Genomic DNA, 19,889 nt, shown 5'->3' on the forward strand with positions numbered 1-19,889 from the left:
GTTTATGCATACCTAAACCAAATTTTATGAAGAAGATCATTTTTCTTTCTGTATTTACTGCTGCTGCATTTATTGGACAGGCTCAAATCAAGTTCGGTATAAAAGCCGGTGCTAATTTCTCAAAGTTTTCCGGTGAAGATGCTAAAATAGAAGGTCTTTCACCTAAATTCAGAACCGGGTTTGCAGGTGGTGGCTTTGTTAATATAGGTCTCAATGAAATGTTTAGTGTTCAACCTGAAGTGCTTTATTCCATGGAAGGAACAACCTATAAACAATCCGGAGATAAACCGGCAACGTATAAAACGGATTATATTAATATTCCTGTTCTTGTTCAGTACAATAATCCCAGTGGATTTTATGCTGAAACAGGCCCTCAAATAGGCTTCTTAACCTCTGCTAAAATAGGCTATGATGGCAATTCAGCAGATATAAAAGAAGGGTTCAAAAACATCAATTTTTCATGGGGACTAGGAGTAGGCTATAAGCTATCCAACGGGCTTGGAATTGGCGCACGCTACAATTTAGGCCTTACTAAAATTGCTGATAACGATGATGCAAATATTAAGATAGGAGGTTTCCATGTTGGTTTATCTTACACTTTTGGAGCCGGAAAAGAATAATTCAAAAACATCCACAATAAGCATAAAAGCCCCGGTATTTTCCGGGGCTTTTTATATCTGTAAAAGTATTTTGCAGGCATAGCAAATCAAAAAAACACAATAGTCAATTCAGTTATCAAAAATATATGCCGTTGGTTTTAAACTACCCTATGCTTCTGCCGGTAATTCTTTTACTTTTTCCGCTTGTAAATCTTTGTTTATGTCCTTCTTCCGTTTAATCATCCTGCTCACCCTGAACAATAAAATAATGCTTATTGCAGAAATTACCACCAGCACATACCCTACGCGGTCGTAATGCTCCAGCGGACTGTATTTATCCTGCTGCATAACGATCATGCCGGCAACCGCGGCGGCAATGCCGCCTGCTATTTGCTGTAAAGATGAATTAATGCTCATAAAAGCGCCCCTGTCCTGCATATCGGGTATGGCGCTGGTTAACGCTGATGAAGGGACCATGCGGCTCATAATGCCCATCATCATTAATATATTTAAAGTTATAACCAGCCAAAAGGGTGAAATGCCCAGGTTGGTATATACTACCACCACTGCCATCAGCCATACCGAAGCAATTGCGAAAAGCAGGAATTTATCAATCCTGTCACTGAGTTTGCCAATAAGCGGCATAATCACCAGGGAGCTTACGCCTGCGATCATTATAAGAACAGGAAACTCCTCCTGCGTTACACCCAGGTTATTGATGGCAAATGCACTTCCGAAAGGCATCATCATAAAACCTCCTATAGATAATAAGGCTGTTGCGGTAAAACCGATGCGGTAATCTCTTTTGGCTATCGTATGCCATAAATGAAGAAAAGCTGATTTTTCCTGGTGTAAGAGCAGGTGTTTATTGATGGGCGACAGCTTCGTAAAGATCAGCAGTGCCACAATAATCCCAAGCCCGGCTATCATTAAAAAAGGTGCTTCCCATCCCCAGGCATTGGCAAGAAACAATCCTATAGGCACTCCCAGCACCTGGCTTGCGCCAAAGCCCATTTGTATAAAACCCATTACCCTGCCGCGTTGTTCCAGCGCAAAAAGATCGGTAATAATAGCCATAGATATGGAACCGATAACACCACCAAACAATCCTGTAACTATACGGGCCGCAATAAGTACTTCATACGAATGTGCCAGTCCGCAGAATATAGTGCCGCCGATAAAACCGGTATAGAAAAACAGCAATAATTTTTTGCGGTCGAACCTGTCGGCAAACCCTGCGGTAAGCAACCCTGAAATGCCGGCGCTGAAGGCATAAGCCGAAACAGCCAGTCCAAATTTTGAGGGAACAATATCAAGCGACTTCATCAGCATATCTCCCAGCGGAGACATTACCATAAAGTCGAGTATCACGGTAAACTGTGTAACAGCCAGTATAAAAATCACAAATTTCTGGTAGCCCGAAAAAGGAGCGGTGGTAGTATGATGCTTTGCCATTCTGTTTGTTGAAAAGAAGCTTAAAATTAGCATTTCGCGGTAGTCTTTCCGGCAATAACTTTAAAATATCTGGTAAAAGAGACGTTAACCGCATTTGAAAACAGAATAAGTATTTTTGAAAAAAAACGAATGTTCTCCGCAAAACAATTTCGTGCGCTGTGTGCGGTTCTTATTGGGTGCTTATGCTCAGCATCATTAGCAATAGCGCAACCAGGTACGGTAACCTCCAGCATAAAAGCTTTTGAAAACCTGGTTTATAAAATTTCTCCCGGTAAAAGCGAACTGAAGCTTGATGTTTTTTTGCCCGACACGATCGCTGATAAAAATTTCCCGCTTTTAATAATCATACACGGCGGAGGCTGGGCTCTTGGCGATAAAACCCTGGAGACTATTTATTACATGAAGAAGTTAAAGCAGGAGCTGCTTAATAACGGTATCGCGGTGGCGAGTATTGATTACAGCCTGGTATCGAAAGATGTTCATTTGCCAACACCGGTTGAAGATTGTAAGGATGCTATAAAATGGCTGTATGCCAATGCCACACAATATAACCTGGATACAACAAACTTCGGCTTGTGGGGAGGTTCCGCGGGCGGGCATCTCGCCCTGCTGGCAGCCTATTCAGGTAAGGAACAATTTAAAGGCGATTCCCTTTTAATGCAATATCCCTCGCAGGTAAAATATGTGGTAGATAATTTCGGACCAACCGAAATGAACGACCTGCTCAGGGTGGATGCCGGTAAATTCACCACATTTATTTTCAAAATATTTTTCAGGAAGATATATAATGTACGCGAAAGACTTTCATTCGCCCTTACCGGGTATCATTTAAAAACGGATAAAGAAAAGCTTAAGGAGATTAATCATGCATGTTCTCCTTTATATTATGTTAGTGAAAACGCGGTACCCACCCTTATCTTTCACGGCACAAAAGACAGGGTAGTTCCTTATGCCCAGTCAGAAAAGCTTAAAGCACTGCTTGACCGGGATCATATAGAAAATGAATTTGTAACGGTAGCTAAAGGCGATCATGGATTTAATAATATCAGCCAGGAAGAAACAGATAAACTTGTTGACAAAACAGTGGAGTTTATAAAGGGGCGCAATAAACAGGAGGGATACAGGCTTGTATCCCATTGAGCAACCCATATTGCCCAGGCACTGATCCGCCGGGAATTTTTCTCTCTGCCCGGGCGCAAGCGCCTGGTACCCGAGTATTTTTAACATGCTTTATTTCATGAGTTCATATGCTTGCGCTATATGGTGAAATATCCACTAAATACTATCGCTCGTACTTATATATAATTGAATGATCAAGTAAATTGTTTCAGGGTCAATTGTTTGAGCATTATATGATGCTTGCTTATTAAAGAAAGATTGAATCCATAGCTGAAATCGAGTATACCAAGGAGGATAAAGTTCATATTTAGTACTCTCTAAAAATCTTTCCTCTTTGCTCATTTCTTTTGAAACTCCAAAATCTTCGGGTAACATCCCATCTGGGTCAATAAATCTCAATGAATTATTGTAGGCATAACTGTAGGGACTCCATTTTCTTGATACTTCACTTAATGGATCTACCACTCCCCATCTCCCTATCTGCGCATCATACATCCTCGCTCCGTAATCTAACCACTCCAACCCACTACCATCACTAAATTCTTTTGATTTCAGTTCCTTTCCATTGTACTTGTATTTATTCTCAGGGTTTCCGAACGCCAGCGCCTTGGAGCTTATCCCCGCCATTGTCAAACCGAACGGATAATAATGTGTCTCCTCAAGAATTGATCTCCATTCATATCTTAAAACTCCTTTTGTATCAATTCTAATATTTGCAAAACTTTTTTTGCATTTTTAGTTTTATGGCTCGAGTTTTTTACATCGGCATAGGAATAGATTCTGTAATTGTTTTCTGTTGCTATTTCTATTGTAATTGTTTCCGAATCCATACTTAAATTGTCATGATAATTTTCAATTTTACTATCATCTGGCAAATAAAGCACATCTAATTTAAATAAGCTATCAGCAAAAGAATCCCAACCCGAACAAGGTGGTTTCTCAACCAGATCTTTTGTAATTGCAATTATAGAATCAAAGTCTCTATTATAATGCAAAACTAAATTATATAAGTATGCAGACCAATTATTATCCCTTTTAGAAAAGATACTCAATTGCATAAAATCGGTATGAGGAAACCCTCTCCATATTCTAATTTGTAAATCTTTAGAACCGTTCTCGATAGAACCTATACCTAAGTTACTTTCAATGCCTTTTTTTATTTTAAAGTAAGATGTATCCCACTTATTAGGTGGAATGTCTTTATCAAAAGAGGTTTCTTTATGGTTGTATGCACTGCTTTTTTTATCAAATCTACTTTGTCCAAAACAAGATTGCAAAACGCAAAAAAATGTCCATACTATAATTGCATTAAAACTCATGATATAATTCTTTAAATACTTTTATTTTTTTGTTTTGTCTTCCTCCCTAAAACTGTTATAGGGTCCATTACATCCAATACAAGGAGACCTATTAGGATCATCATATCCAGGCGGACGGTAATAATCATCATCATATTTCATTCTGCTACCTCTGATTGGATCAGTATTATCTACAGGCTTAAGATCTTTGTTTTTATTTGGTCCCCCTATCAGGCGCAAGGTTGTAAATAATCACGATGCAGGCGCAAGCGTCTCGCTTGTGCCGTTTATACAATCAAGCCCTTTTGCCATAAAAATCTCTTGCGCTGCTGTAGTAAATAATTTCTAAAAGTAATTGAAACTTGAATTTATCGGCACAAGCGGGACGCTTGCGCCTGCTACCCGAGCATTTTTAACATGCTTTATTGCATTAGTTCATATGCTTGCGCCATCTGGTGTTTTTAACATGCTTATTGCATTAGTTTGTATGCTTGCGCTATAAGGTGACATAATTAATATACTATTAACTGAACTATTAGTTTTATAATGACAAATCATATTCCTTCGGAGATTTTTCATTTGTTACTAATCGCCATCCAGAAGCTAGTTTTTGCTGAGCATCTTTCCCTACATAAAAGTTACCTATTTTTTTAAACTCCTTTTTTATTAAAAGCGTTAGTGATTTAAAAAGTTTTAGAGAATCTTCATCATTACTTATTGTTCCTACATATCCTCCAACTAAAATACCATCTTTTAAAATGCCTGCGACCTTAAACACTATACTTTTAGGATTATTCATTTGATCAATAGCAAACTTATAACCTCCTTTTTTTTGAGGGACTTCTCTAACATTAATATGGTTCTCTTTTTGGATAATTAGAAAGCTGTCTGTATGATTCCAATCTCCACTTGACACTTTTCCCAAGTCTTTGTATTCAAAAATTGAGGTAAAGATTGGAGTAAAATTTAGATCAAACATACCTGCTTGAAAATATTGAACAGATTCTATTTGCTCAAATTTTTTAAAGATTGGATCCATGTCTACAGCGTCCGCAAAATAATATAATTGTTTGCCTTTCATTTTATCGTTTCGGTATTAATAGTAAATGATCACCTGGGATTTGTAGTCTTATCCTTGCAGCATTTCTGGCCTCTCTTGTAGTAGGCGTTGCATTGATTCTAACATCTATTGTATTTATTCTGATGGTTCTACCATCTTTTGTAGCTGTTATATCGGGATAAGACCCGCCTTTTCTTCCTCCCCCAAACAGTCGCAGTCTCGCTTGTGTCGCTCACGCTACTCCAAAACTGATAAAATAAAGCTTATCATTATAATCAAACTTATATCTACAACTTATGACTAAATGTAAAAATTATTAATCAGCTTCATGAGTGAATATGCTGGCGCTATATGGCGAACTCCCACTCTGCGGGGAACAAAAGTAACACCCAGACAAATCACTTTATCTTTTTCTCAAGATCTTTTAGCGACTTCTCAATTTCAGCACGAACATCTCCTTGGTAGTTTTTGCTCTTTGCAGACAAAAATTCAAAATCATCCATCTTCCCTATATATGTAAACGCATCTGCAACCTGCAACGGATATATGTCAAACACACTTCTTAGCAATAGGTGTGACTTTGAGTACGGAAGATATTTCATCGCTGCATATATAAGCATTTCATTTTCCTTTCCTTGATTTGGCGACATTAACTTTTTTTCTATCCATGTATCTATATTAAGAACATTAGCACTTGCAATAGTATTTCCTATTGCCCATTTTAAACTAAATGAGGGACTGTTTTTATCAAAAAGGTCAATTAAAAATTTCCCATCAAAAGCTACTTCTGATATAGCTAATGCCCTAATTAATATTTCTTGTGAATGATTGTCATTGTTAATTTGGGGTATCCATCGTATTAAAATATTGGTAAGTTGCTCAGGGATACTTTTATATTTCAACAAATCTGAAGATTGCTTTATTTCTTTAAAGCCACTTTTTTGTACCTCTTTAATAAATGGAATCTCAGCAAGCTTTATTTCCTTTTCCTTTTTTTCTAACTCTTTTTGCTTGTCTTTCTGTCTTGCTATATATTCCGGATCCTGCTGAAGTTGTTTTAATAAATCAATTGCTTTCATTATATAGTTATTTGGGTAAAAGCAATAAATTAATATTTCCATTAGCCACCTGTTGCTGTAATGGTCTACTAAGTTGAGTAGTTGGCCTCACATATAAATCAAATCTCAAACCATTCTGTTGACTATACTGCATATAATCTTTTAGCTGATTAATCATTGATAAATTTTTGACATTTTTAACTTCCGAAAGAGTTGTATTTGTTAACCCATCTGGAATGCGGTAACTAGCAGTGCCACTTAAAGATGGTATTCTTGTAGTATTTTATTCGATACCTGCTGCTGCCATTCCTTCCTTACCCAATTGTGCTGCTGTTTTAGTTGCATTTGCAGCTTCTGCTCCTGCCAAAGCATTTTTTACCGCACCCACCCCTTTCGACAACACAACTGCTTCTGCTGTTTTTTCTAATCCATAACCAGCGGCATGTCCCAATTCATCACTGCTCATGTTGGGTATATTCTGAACACCTTCAACGATGTTTTAGCCAACCTGTGCTCTTTGCATAACGGTCTCTGGTGACGAACCGTTTACCATGTCTACGGTAGCTGCAACCCCTGTTGCAAGGTTCTTCCAGCCTTCTGTTGTTCCCAGACTACGGATAAAATTTTTGGTATCTCCCCCAAACAGGCGCAGTCTCGCTTGTGTCGCTCATGCTACTCCAAAACTGATAAAATAAAGCTTATCATTATAAACAAACTTATATCTACAACTTATGACTAAATGTAAAAATTATTTATCAGCTTCTAAAATTAATTGGAGGCACCAAGTATTAACCGCACAAGCGGACGCCTGCTACCTGAGTATTTTTAACAGGCTTTATTTCATGAGTGAATATGCTGGCGCTATCAGGCGTGGAACTTAAGTTTTAATCAAAAAAATTTAACCATTTCTGAGAATGTAATTGATCCTGCTGAATCACTTCCTCAAGTTCTGGATAATATTTCAGATTATCTACAGAAATCTTTTTGACCCTTAAGCTAATTCCATTTAAGTACTGTCCTTTTATAACATATAAATCAGAAATATTCTGTTGAAATTTATTTTTTATTCGTTCTTTAGTGACATCATATTTATCCAGTTGTATATCGTCTAAAATTTGCATGCCCCAAGTTTCTTCTACTTTAATTAACTGAAAAATTCGTTCATTAGTTTGCGTATTAAAGTAAACAACGCTTGCTAAATACGATTGCAAAGGATTCAGCGTTTTAACCAAAGCAATGATTGGACCATCGTACCAATCGATGACAACTACTTCGGTGAATATTTTTTCTCCTTCATCTTGAATATTTAGCTTCTCCTTCATCTTAATTTTTTAGTGGTGTAAATATTGAATTAAAAAGATCAGCAACTTCTTGAGTTACCGGGTTTGGCAATTCCCCTATCAGGCGCAAGGTTGTAAATAATCACGATGCAGGCGCAAGCGTCTCGCTTGTGCCGTTTATACAATCAAGCCCTTTTGCCATAAAAATCTCTTGCGCTGCTGTAGTAAATAATTTCTAAAAGTAATTGAAACTTGAATTTATCGGCACAAGCGGGACGCTTGCGCCTGCTACCCGAGTATTTTTAACATGCTTTATTGCATTAGTTCATATGCTTGCGCTATATGGTGGGCTATCAACTTTAATTAACTTTAGAAAAAATAATAGCTCCCCACATTAGAACAATTGGTAGAAACATTGAAATAACAAAATACGATATGAAAAGTTTCCCATTGTAGTAAGGATATTTGTTTAACAACTTCTCATACCTCCTATTCCGGAATATTAATAGATAATTTATCAATGCACATGGTAAAATAAATAGAATTACGTAAGTCAATACATTATTAACACGCACAGGGAAAAAAGGTATATCAATTTTATAAAAATAATTTCGCAAGATGAACTTTTCCAAAATTGTCATGATCAATACAAAATTGAACGCCATCGCAAGTGTCATAAAAATCATTGTTCCCACCTGCCAATTGTGTCTATTATTAGGCTGTGACCTTGCCCTTGTAATACAATCAACCCAAATTCGATAATATAATCCTATCATTTATTAGAAATTAAGCGATTACCTAAAATAATCGGTCCAATTATAAATTCCACTGTCATATTCATTCTGCATGATTAAATCATTTTCACTACTTCCGGTTGTTGGTCGCCAATTGTTTATTCGTGGATCGTTATATATCATATCCAATGCCATATACATATTTTGAAATGCTGCTAATCCTATGCTGGCTCTACCAGCAATTGTTGAAATCGCAGACATAGTTTGAGGAGCAAATCCAAAATAAGAAAGTCCTTCGGCCGTTAATCCCGACGTCCCTAAGGCTAGTCCTGTTGCATCTACAGGGCTAATATCGCCTTTTAAATATTGATCGCGGACCTGAATTGCTGTTAATAAATTTGATACCAACGAAATTCCAAAACCCGTACCTCTTATTAAATTAGAACGTTGCCTATACATTCTAGCTTGTCTTGAAATTTTTCGTCCTATTGGAAGTGGTCGTATTTCGCCTTTCGTTGTAATGTAGTTCTGGTGATCGTAATTACTTACTGATATTCCATATGCCAAGTCAGTCATTCCAATAAAAAATGTAACACTTTGTAGGGGTGTTAAGGTTGAATTTGATTGGGAAGTCGAACCGCCAACAGTTACATTGGCTAAAGTTTGCGATTGTATCCATCCATCCTGACTATTATAAATAGCTTCCTGACCTTTATTATTAATCCAAACATCTCCTGAATTAGGTTTGTAGTTATCGGGGAGTTTCCCTCTTACAGTATCAAGACCAAAAGGATCGTTAAATAATATCGGATTATTCTGACTAAAAGAATAAATAGAAAAGTTTAAATCTGCTAACGGGTCAATCTGATGGAACCTTCCAATCTGTGCATCATACATTCTAAATGTAGCATCATATAATTCCAACCCACTACCATCACTGAACTCTTTATTCTGTAACTCATTCCCTCCATTAAACTTATACTTATTTTCCGCAATTCCATTGAGCGCTTTGGAACTTATCCCCGCCATGGTGAGTCCGAACGGATAATAATGCGTCTCTTCAAGAATGCCACCCCTGGTGTGGATCACCTGCAAATTGTCAAAGAACACATCAACGGGACTTTCGTTGCTCACGTAAATATACACATATCCGTTCTTCAGCGCTGTTTTATTTGTAAGGTCGGTATGTGTTTTAACAACACTGCTCGTGCCTACTTTACTGAACCCGCTGCCTGCTACCTTAAACTGTTCATCAAAAAAGATATAATTGATATAGGCTTTGGGTACTGTAGGCGCTCCTGCTGCATCAGTGGTTTGATTACCAAGCAATGTAGTAATACCTGATGTTACATCGCTGATGCCATTGAGCTGCGAGGACGTTATACCTCCATGCGCAGCAGCCGCTGCTCCTCCGGTCGGACCGCCCAATAAACCGGTAAGGATGTCCAGCACCGGTAGGGCTTTATTGGCTGAAGTACCACCTGTATTGCTGGTAAAATAATAGCTCTTGCCAAAGATATCTATCCTGTCACCTGCCATTACTTTTAGGGTGATGCCAAGCCCGGTCACACCTTCAGTGGCAGTGGCTTTCAGTTTATATAATTTGGCGCTGTTAGCGGTGGTATTGCTGTAGTCGTTATTGTTTACCGGGGGATTGCCATTGTTATTGGGGTAATCGGTTATACCGGTAGCCGCTGTTTTATCAACAATATTAGCGCTGTTAATGGTATAATAATTTTGTTCTTTATACACGGCATTAGGATAGCTGTTCGTGCTGATGCTGCCTTCCAGCGTTGCTACAGAGTATATATCCTGCTTGTATTCATCTGTTAATACCATACGCACATTGCCTAGATGGTCTTTAATAAAATAATCATACACAAAACCCGTAGGGGTGTTGGTGGTGGAAGCATTGTTGTATAATGGTAGGCGAAGAAAGGATGGTATCACTAACTCTGGAACACGATGCTATGGCACTAAGCATATTTTACTATCAGAAGCCTTAAAATGAAAAGAGACGGATATACCATCCATCTCTTTTATAACCTGTCCTTACAGGCTTTTATTGATCTTCAATTATTTAACTATTCAAAATTATCCCATCACTAACTCTGGAACATTACCCACTGTCAGGCGGAATTAATTTTAGAAAAAAAAATACCTGCCCACATTAGAATAATGGGTAGAAACATTGAAATAAGAAAATACGATATGAAAAGTTTCCCATTATAATAGTAAGGATATTTGTTTAACAATTTCTCATACCTGTTATTCCTGAATATTAACACATAATTCATGAGTGCACACGGCAAAATAAACAGTATCAAATAGCTTAATACATTATTTACACGAACAGGTAAGTATGAAAATTCTATTTTATAAAAATATTCTTTAAATACAAATTTCTCTAAAACGGTCATAATTAATATGAGATTGAATGCCATAGCCAAACTCATACTTATCATGCATCTTAATTTCCAGTTCCCCTGATTGGCAATGGGTTGTAATTTAACCCGGTGAATAAAATCCATCCAAATGCGATAATATACTCCCATCATGTCTTTGCATTATTTAATTTTTAAAACCGGAGTCATCATTTATCAGAATCCAAGCTATTACTTGAAATAATCAGTCCAGTTATAAATTCCACTATCATATTCATTCTGCATGATTAAATCATTTCCTGCACTTCCTGTTGTTGGTCTCCAGTTGTTTATTTCAGAATTATTGTATATCATGTCTAATGCCATATACATATTTTGAAATGCAGCTAACGCCAAACTGGCTCTGCCTGCAATAGTTGAAATTGTTGTAAGTGTTGGGCTCTGAATCCCGCCTACGAGGGTTAGCGTATTAGCCGCAATTCCTACTGTTCCTATCGTTAAAGCTGCTCCATCGAAAGGATCGATATTGTCTACGCCACCTTTCAGGTACTGGTCGCGTACCTGAATCGCTGTTAAAACATTCGATGCCAAAGACAGCCCATAGCCTATATTTTTAACATATGTAGAACGCGTTTTAAATTTCCTTGCCTGCTTTGATAAAGGGCGTGTAATAGGGAAACTTTTTATTTTACCCTTGGTGGTAGTATAATTATCATGGTCATATGTGCCCTCCCACAGACCATAGTAAGTGTCCGTTACTCCTACAAAAAATGTAACGCTCTCTAGCGGTGTCATTTTTTTTGAATTGCCGGTAGCAGTTACAGTGGTTAATGTCTTTGATTGCACCCAGCTTTCCCCATCAAATATAGATTCCCGCCCATTCTCATTAAGCCAGACATCGCCCTCATTAGGAATATAATCATTGGGAAGTATCCCTCTGATTGTATCAAGACCAAATGGGTCATTAAATATCGCGGGATTATTTTGAGCAAAAGAATATATGGAAAAGTTTAGATCTGCCAATGGATCTATTTGATGAAATCTTCCGATTTGTGGGTCTAACATCCTAAAACTTGCATCATACCAATCTAAGCCACTACCATCACTAAATTCCTTATTCTGTAATTCATTTCCTCCGTTAAATCTATACTTATTCTCTACTGCATTATTCAGCGCCTTGGATGATATCCCTGCCATCGTCAAGCCGAACGGGTAATAATGCGTCTCCTCCAGTACAGCTCCCCTGGTGTGCACTACCTGCAGGTTGTCAAAGAACACGTCAACGGGACTTTCGTTGCTCACGTAAATATACACATATCCGTTCTTGGGTGCTGTTTTATTTGTCAGGTCTGAGTGGGTTTTAACAACACTGTTCGTGCCTATTTTACTGAACCCGCTTTCCGCTACCTTAAACTGTTCATCAAAAAAGATATAATTGATATAGGCTTTGGGTACTGTAGGCGCTCCTGCAGCATCAGTGGTCTGGTTGCCGAGCAATGTAGTAATGCCTGATGTTACATCGCTGATGCCATTCAACTGAGAGGGCGTTATACCTCCATGTGCAGCCGCCGCTGCTCCTCCGGTCGGACCGCCCAATAAACCGGTAAGGATGTCCAGCACCGGTAAGGCTTTATTAGCTGAAGTACCACCTGTATTGCTGGTAAAATAATAGCTCTTGCCAAAGATATCTATCCTGTCACCTGCCATTACTTTTAGGGTAATGCCAAGCCCGGTCACACCTTCAGTGGCAGTGGCTTTCAGTTTATATAATTTGGCGCTGTTAGCGGTGGTATTGCTGTAGTCGTTATTGTTTACCGGTGTGCCATTGTTGTTTGCATAAGCTGTTATACCGGTAGCGTCTGTTGTGTCTGCTATTTTGGTAGTATCAATGGCATAATAATGCTGTTCTTTGAACACGGCATTGGGATAGCTGTTGGTGTTGATATTCCCTTCCAGTGTTGCTGCAGGATAAATATCCTGCTTAAACTCATCGGTGATCACCATGCGTACATTGCCCAGGTGGTCTTTGATATTGTAGTCATACGCCCAGGTCTGGGTGCCTGATGGCAGTGTAAATACCCTTGCCCTGCCTTCTTCATGCTGTATGAACAGCAGCTTATCGCTATAGTTCAATGAGCTTAATGCCGCGTTATCATAGCTCTTGCTTTCATATACATAACCGGTCATATACTTGGTGGTGGTGGTAACCGTGCTGGTATAACCGGTGCCGCCCAACTGTACAGTTACTCCGGACTCTGTGGTAGTCTTCTGTAATTTGTTGCCGGCATAATCATGTAAATATGCGATGGTGCCTTTGGCTGTGGTAACCAGCTTTACCAGCTCGTTGGTGCGCCAGTATTCTATACTGGTGATGCCTTTGTTCTTGTCTGCTGTAATGCTGCCGTTGCGGTTATAGCTGTAATCGTCATCACTGTTGGCGCCGTTCTTAAAGTCCCCATAGCTTACAGGGATCGTGGTTGTTATATCGTCTGTTACCTTTGCCAGCTTGTTGCTGTTGTTAGCGTAGGTATAAGTTAGCTTGTCCAGGTCAAAATTGCCGGGCTGCCCTATTTTTAACCCGTACTGGTTCATTGTCTCGATATTGCCATTCAGATCATAGCTGAGATTATTTACTGTATAGTTGGCTTCAGTGTTTATCCAGCTGGTGCCGGAGGCGCTTTGCTTAAAGTCTGCGGTCAGCAGCCGGTTTGCCTGGTCATAGGTGAAGTTGTATACCCGCCCTGTCATATCTCCGCGGCTTTTCCATTGCATGCCGGCTATATTGCCATTGTACTGCGCGGCAGTATAGCTCAGGGATGTATTGGCGCTGGCGGGCTTATCGTAGCCGAGATCAAAGCCAAAATAGTTGCCGTCCGTGCTCATGGCTGGCATGGCGCCGCCATTGCCTGCCAGCAGGCTGCGGTTCACCCCCAGCAGCCAGCCGCGTATATTGTAGGTATAGTTTAAATGCTCCAGCGGCTCGGTGCTGTAAGTAGCATAGGCCGGCGCTGTTCTTTTTTTGCCCAGCTCTTTTTTCTGTAACTGCCCCAGCGCGTCATACCGGTTGCTGGATATCACTGTCCATTCCGATGGAAGCGCATTGCTATTCACACTGGCATGCTGTATCTTCTTTTGCGTGGTCACCAGCCGGCCCAGGTCATCATAAGTATAATCGGTTATTTCATAGCTGCGTACATTGGAGGAGGTGCCCATTATCTTTTTATCCTTGCGGGCCACGACCCTGAGGGGCTGCCCGGCCCAGTTATACTGGGTAGTGGTGATGTCGCCACCGCCGATCCCCTCAAAGGGCTGGAACTTTTCCTGCACTACTCTTCCCTTGTCATCGTAAAAATAGATGTAGTACACAAAGTTTACCGTACCGTATATGAGTACTCTTTTCCAGGTAACCAACCCGCGTGTCTGGGCAGACTTTTGTATGGGTTGGGCATATAGTGGTGTGGTATTATAGGTTGTATGGATATAAGCGCTATAATCGGTAGCCAGGCTGGTGCTGAAGCCGCATTCTGCGGGTATATCAGCATAATCATCATAATGATTTTCTTCGAGGATGGCCCACACGGTTTGACTGGTTGGTCTTGTGGCAAGGGAGAAGGGGTAGGTGGTGCTGCTTTTTGCATTGGTAAGGTGCTGAGCAAAGGTGGAGCCGTTCTGGTCAGCGGTAAACCCGGTAAACCGCAGGCGGTTCAGGTCATCATAGATATAGTTTACCCATACGTCAGCGCCTGGCGTTCTCTGCTTGCCGTCCTGGCTCATCACCAGCCTGTCCCTGGCATCGTACACCATGTATACGGCATCGGCTTCTGTAATGCCGGCTACTTTTTTTATGATCATGCGGTTGCGCTCATCATACTCGTAGCGGAAGCAAAGCTCATTTAAAATGGTGGCATCGCTTAATACCCAGGCGGATCTTATGGCTTCAACGCCTTTGGGCTGCACAACGCAACGCAGGTTGCCCAGGTCGTCGTAAATATAACAGGTGCACAGCCAGCCGTCATAGCCCTGCCCGGCGCCGGTGTCATCGCTGCCGGTAAGCTGCACTTTCTTTAGTATTACTTTGCCTTCCTTGTCTTTAAACGCTATTACCTGCTTGTCGTTCTCGTCTATGGTAATGGTTTTGTACAGGGTGCCGGCGGCATAAGCGCCGGGGCTGGTATAGGTGCTGAAGCTGCCCACGGCTGCAATGTTCACATTCCATATCCTTACGGCGTCGGTTGCTGTGTTTACATAATACTTAATGCGTACATTTTTCTTTAAGGCTTCTGTACTGCCGCCTTCGCTGCCTACCCAGCCTGCACCGGGAGCGTAGGTATTATCCACGCGGTTCAGGGGCGATGGCTCAAAGTTGGTTTTGCTATAGGCCCAGTTAAGGCTGTTAGTGCCTACATTAGTCTCCCCGGCTTGACCGGATAACTGTGTATTATAAAACGCTACCTGCTGTGCAAAAGGGTTGAGCTTGAATGTACCATCACTGACGGATGTATTGCCGCCGGTGGTATTGGCAGGTGAGGGCAGGTATTTGTATTGTTCCCTGCCGAACTCATCATATAGCACGGGGCTTACCAGATCAACCGCTGTGCCGCCTGTAGGATAGGAGCCTTGTTTTACTACCGTTTGCAAAGGTCTGCCCAGCCCGTCGAAGTATTGGGTGGCTTGCTGTACATCGCGAAGGGGTCTTGTGGTTAGTGTGGTGGCATTCTGCTCAGGGGCACGGGCTTCCCAAACCCGGATATAGTTGACCGTTGTGCTGCCGGGATAGGCGGAGGGTAGCGGTTGCTGCGCCTGAACAGTAATGTGCAGGGCACAGATCAATAAACAGCTCAATAATTTTGCAGGTTGGTTTATTATATAAAACATATAGCAGTTATTGAGGGTTTATTGATTGTTGGATTGTTGGTATTGATAGTCCATGGTCTTGAGAACATTCCTGTCCTGGTCGCGGATGGTCTTTAACCTGCCAAAACTGTCGTATTCATAATAAATGATCTTGTTATTGGCATTGCACTGGCTCGTCATGCCTATTAACGGTTCGTAGGTGTAGGTGGTCATCTGGGCGGAGGCGGGATAAAGACGGAGCTCATCAATTATACCACTTGTGCCTGATACTGTTATTAATCCACCTGATGGATTTACTACTTTGTGTTCATAGTATGTCCAGCCGTTGATGGTTTGCCCGGTAGTGGGCGTAGTGCCGTTAACGGTAACTGTCCCGCTTTTTTTCCAGTAGGAAACAATATAAGTGGTAGTTGTACTCAGCCCGCTTTTGGTGATGTTGTTGGCACTGTTCACAATGGTGAATGCTTTTTTACCGGTTGGTGCGGTAGCATCTGCTGCGGGTGTGCCGGTATATGTCCAGTTGCCTTTGCTGTCTGCTTCAAAGGAGGTGTGGGCAATGTCGGCTACAGGGGAATTAGTAACCTGCGCTATAGGATAAACACTGTTGTAATCCCAGATATAGGATTGCTTTGCATCGTTTGTTTTTGACTGTTCAAGTATTTTGCCGTAACTATTATATTGGAAATATTTTGTTCGTTCTTCTAAAGAAAATCCCATTTCCTGTATACTATGTGTTTGTGGAAGTATAAGACCGTTTGTAAATGTATTGTATCCCGTTTTAAGGCTATATAATTGTGTACTCCCTTTAAAAATTTGTTGCTGAATTACAGCAGCGATCATATATTTAGATATCAGCCCCAACCTTGCAGTTTCTTCAGTACCGGTTAAAGCAATATCTTGTGGATACCATGTTTTAACATAACTACTTATTCCATCACTTTTGTAAGTAGTTTGTTTAGTGGGTAAGGCATGGGCAACATTTCCATACTCGGTAATCTCAACCTCTTCAACATAGCTTTGCCCGTTAATGTCATAGTTCCAGGTTTTTAATGTATCTAAATAAACCCATTTTCTAAAATTGGAATATACTGCTAAATCATATGCATTTTGTTCCATAGGATGAGGGGTTCCCGGATTATTATCACAGTAAATTGCGTACTTTTTATTAGCGAAGTAAGATTGGAAATCAGCATTGATTCTTGAATCTTCTTTGTAGCTAAAAAAGACTTTTTTTACAGGAACATAGTTGCTTCCTTGCAACTTAAAGGTATGTTGATATAACTCCCTACTATTTCTCCATGCATAACTACTAAGCGGTCCTCCCAATAAGATAGTATTTCCCACCAATGAATATGAAGGTTCGTCTGGATTTAGCAAGTACTTATGTTCAATTCCTCCGTTTTCAAAATTATCTCCAAAGCTTTCTATTACATCGCTATAAGTAATTGGAGCAGATGAATATACATAAATATTATTTAATGTATTAGAGTACATGCTATAGAAGCTATAAGTCTGAACATCGCAATTAATCATACCCGTAGTACCTTCATCACCTGTCTCTCTTCCACTCATACATGGAATTAAAACACTCAAATATTTCTCGTATTGGGGAGGAGCATAAGATATGCCACCAGAAGAAATACCCGGAGTAGAAAGTTTATAGTATAAATATTTTTTTATAGTTGGGGTATTGCTAATATTATCATAAGTAAGAACACGTGCGACCCTGACACCACCTGTATTAACATTCACACTTTGAGTTGTAACGTTCCCAGATCTGTAAAATAATGTTCCAATTCCTGTTACATTATCTCCATTAGAATTAATTTTTACTCTGTACGTGTGGCCGGATGTTAAAGCAAGAATTTCTGAAAAGTTCTGTCCAGGGAAAATTGTTTTGGTAAAAACTACAGCATTGGTTTCATCTATTAAAGATATAGTAGATTGATCGTGGATCGGATCTCCACCAGTGGTACTATTAGAAACACATTGACCGATTAAAGTAACTTCCTGATTATAACTTACTACTGCATTAGCAGAATAATTGGTTGTTCCAGCTCCGCCATGATACTCTAAATTGGTTGCACTAATATTGACTGAAGTTTGTGCTGGATAGGTTGTTACACTCTGATATATTTGATTAGCTTCATATTCAATACTATCCTTGCCCCCAGTTGGATATGTAATTGAACAAAGAAGCCCCTTCTTTGCAAAATCAGGATCAACTTCTCTGTTGGCTGTAGCCAATGGCAGCTTTGATTGCCATGTAAGGGTTGATGGGACAGGGATTAGTGTCGTGTTATTTTTACCATTGAAAAAACCAAAATGATCTTGTGCAAATGATAACCTGGGGGGAAGGGCATTGATATCTTTATAAACAAAAGAGTGCTTCCGTGATAATGTACCATCATTATTTTGCTCCATCAGACTTAGCAGGAATGGCCAGTAGGTTAATTTGTTATTGCCCGTTGAAAAACTGTTTTTGAAACTTGTGGCAATACCATATTGATAGTTTAATGTAAAGGAGCGAAAAATTGTTGTTTGCCCCGGTTGATATACATTAATGCCAGTTAATAATTTATCATCTCCATCACTTCTGTCTGCGTAAGTAAAAGTTATTTTTTCACCTACCGTTGAATTTATTTCTGTAAGTAAAACCCCTTCCGACTGTAAAATATTCTCACAAATGGTATTGTTTAATAATGGAGGTGTTACTTCAAAACCAGCACAGGCAGAGGGCTGTTGGGAATTATCTCTTTCATAAATAGCCTGTTGAATTCCGGTAGAATAAGTGAATGCAGTGGTAGAATACGTAAAGATAATCTCATCATTATTTGGATGAACAATTTTTTTAAGATACCATGCTGTGGGTATAAATACTGTTATATTTCTTCCACATCCTGCACCTGCTGTTATTTTTTTTGTCCGTTCTCTCGCATTTTCGCCGCCAAAAAAATATTGAACCCCATCAGGTCCGGTAATCTTAAAATTCCAATCTGTGGAAGAAAAATCTTTTTCAATTTTAAGATTAGAATAATTCAACAACAGGGGATTAAGGTTTTCATCCAGGATAAATTTTCCACTATAACCGTTAAAGTTAAAAGAAAACACATCTGGTTGCCCGTCCGGACCATTCCATTCACCGCTCGAAATAGCTTCCATGTAATCAATTAAACCTCTTGACATTTGAGGAAAATTTGCTGGTAGCGCCATACGGGTTGAACTTTCATCTACGCTTCCAAATACAGTTCGGGTAATAACTCCTCCGGCATTAAAACTCCATCCTACACCAACTCTGCCTGCAAGTTCATCTACCCTGAAACCATTTGTTGAATAAGACAAAGACACCGAAACTTTTAAATTAGTTGATGTATTCTCGGTTATAGGTATATTGATATTTATGGTTCCTGTTGAAAGCCCTAAATCAACACCCCCATATTTCCCCAAAGACGCTGCATTAGGGGATGGCGGCAATACATCATTGATCTTAGAAAAATCACTTGGATTAGGCGAACTTTGACAAAAAGAAAATGTTGTCAATAAAATATTTGCGGTTAGCAAAAAAAAGTATTTTCCTAATAACATAGTTTTTCTTTAATAATTTAAAAATTATACCCCACTCTCCACACAAAAGCAGGAGTATGAGGTATGTTTTTACGATACATAAAGTCATACAAAAAGCTCGCTGTTCCCTCCACCTTCTTTCCCTTCTTCAAGGGTGAGTTCATGCTGTATTTTTTCGTCAACCCTGCAAGGGCGCTCTTTGTCCAGTTGCTGTAGTTCTTAAATACGGCAAGGCTTTCAATCGTCCGGTTATAGTTCAACTCTGCTCCCGCAGTGAACCACAGGCTGGCCATAAAACGGCTACCGGTCTTGAACAGATCAGGAGCTTTCCATTCCGCGCTCGTTCTAAATCCGATCCCTTCCGCAGATAGCCGTATCTCCTTCCAGCTTTTACCCCATCCGGCCCTCGCAGAGATTCCTATGCCCAGGCGCGTTTTATCATCCAATTTATAGGCAGCCGTCACCGCTACGTCCGTGGTAACCG

General features: G+C 39.9%; 13 protein-coding genes and 1 pseudogene. 2 read left to right on the forward strand and 12 right to left on the reverse strand.

Going from position 1 to position 19,889, the window contains the following annotated elements:
• The first annotated feature begins 26 nt into the window (after nucleotides 1–26).
• Nucleotides 27–620: a porin family protein gene (locus DC498_RS22205; RefSeq protein WP_116876358.1), complete on the forward strand. Its 594-nt coding sequence runs from the start codon at nucleotides 27–29 to the stop codon at nucleotides 618–620.
• Between the two features lie 147 nt (nucleotides 621–767).
• On the opposite strand, the gene DC498_RS22210 is transcribed toward DC498_RS22205, so the two are convergent.
• Nucleotides 768–2,054: an MFS transporter gene (locus tag DC498_RS22210; RefSeq protein WP_116876374.1), complete on the reverse strand. Its 1,287-nt coding sequence runs from the start codon at nucleotides 2,052–2,054 to the stop codon at nucleotides 768–770.
• Between the two features lie 129 nt (nucleotides 2,055–2,183).
• On the opposite strand from DC498_RS22210, the gene DC498_RS22215 reads away from it, so the two are divergent.
• A complete protein-coding gene (locus tag DC498_RS22215; RefSeq protein WP_116876359.1) occupies nucleotides 2,184–3,194 on the forward strand; it encodes an alpha/beta hydrolase in 1,011 nt (336 codons plus the stop codon).
• A 135-nt stretch (nucleotides 3,195–3,329) separates the two neighbouring features.
• On the opposite strand, the gene DC498_RS22220 is transcribed toward DC498_RS22215, so the two are convergent.
• From DC498_RS22220 to DC498_RS26265, 11 genes and pseudogenes are all read right to left on the reverse strand, one after another.
• Nucleotides 3,330–3,884 (reverse strand): RHS repeat domain-containing protein, encoded by a 555-nt coding sequence (locus DC498_RS22220; protein ID WP_370443932.1) that lies wholly within the window; start codon nucleotides 3,882–3,884, stop codon nucleotides 3,330–3,332.
• Complete coding sequence (locus tag DC498_RS22225) at nucleotides 3,857–4,492, reverse strand: hypothetical protein (RefSeq protein ID WP_116876361.1); 636 nt, start codon at nucleotides 4,490–4,492, stop codon at nucleotides 3,857–3,859. Before DC498_RS22225 ends, DC498_RS22220 begins: the two co-directional genes overlap by 28 nt.
• A gap of 520 nt (nucleotides 4,493–5,012) precedes the next feature.
• Complete coding sequence (locus tag DC498_RS22235; RefSeq protein ID WP_116876363.1) at nucleotides 5,013–5,552, reverse strand: hypothetical protein; 540 nt, start codon at nucleotides 5,550–5,552, stop codon at nucleotides 5,013–5,015.
• A gap of 377 nt (nucleotides 5,553–5,929) precedes the next feature.
• Nucleotides 5,930–6,610 carry a hypothetical protein gene (locus tag DC498_RS22240; RefSeq protein WP_116876364.1) on the reverse strand — a complete coding sequence of 227 codons (681 nt, stop codon included), beginning with the start codon at nucleotides 6,608–6,610 and terminating at the stop codon, nucleotides 5,930–5,932.
• Nucleotides 6,611–6,617: 7 nt separating this feature from the next.
• Nucleotides 6,618–6,860 carry a putative toxin gene (locus DC498_RS26835; protein WP_116876365.1) on the reverse strand — a complete coding sequence of 81 codons (243 nt, stop codon included), beginning with the start codon at nucleotides 6,858–6,860 and terminating at the stop codon, nucleotides 6,618–6,620.
• Nucleotides 6,861–6,872: 12 nt separating this feature from the next.
• Nucleotides 6,873–7,055 (reverse strand): hypothetical protein, encoded by a 183-nt coding sequence (locus DC498_RS22250; protein ID WP_116876366.1) that lies wholly within the window; start codon nucleotides 7,053–7,055, stop codon nucleotides 6,873–6,875.
• A 418-nt stretch (nucleotides 7,056–7,473) separates the two neighbouring features.
• Complete coding sequence (locus DC498_RS22255) at nucleotides 7,474–7,911, reverse strand: hypothetical protein (protein ID WP_116876367.1); 438 nt, start codon at nucleotides 7,909–7,911, stop codon at nucleotides 7,474–7,476.
• A 752-nt stretch (nucleotides 7,912–8,663) separates the two neighbouring features.
• Entirely contained in the window at nucleotides 8,664–10,553 is a 1,890-nt protein-coding gene (locus tag DC498_RS22265) for an RHS repeat-associated core domain-containing protein (RefSeq protein WP_133176946.1), read from the reverse strand.
• Nucleotides 10,554–11,218: 665 nt separating this feature from the next.
• Complete coding sequence (locus DC498_RS22275; RefSeq protein ID WP_116876371.1) at nucleotides 11,219–15,862, reverse strand: DUF6443 domain-containing protein; 4,644 nt, start codon at nucleotides 15,860–15,862, stop codon at nucleotides 11,219–11,221.
• A gap of 18 nt (nucleotides 15,863–15,880) precedes the next feature.
• Nucleotides 15,881–19,426: a hypothetical protein gene (locus DC498_RS22280; RefSeq protein WP_133176947.1), complete on the reverse strand. Its 3,546-nt coding sequence runs from the start codon at nucleotides 19,424–19,426 to the stop codon at nucleotides 15,881–15,883.
• A 17-nt stretch (nucleotides 19,427–19,443) separates the two neighbouring features.
• A pseudogene (locus DC498_RS26265) lies at nucleotides 19,444–19,889 on the reverse strand (hypothetical protein); the annotation flags it as partial.

Origin of the sequence: Terrimonas sp. (assembly GCF_003075435.1) — a bacterium.
Lineage (GTDB): Bacteria > Bacteroidota > Bacteroidia > Chitinophagales > Chitinophagaceae > Agriterribacter.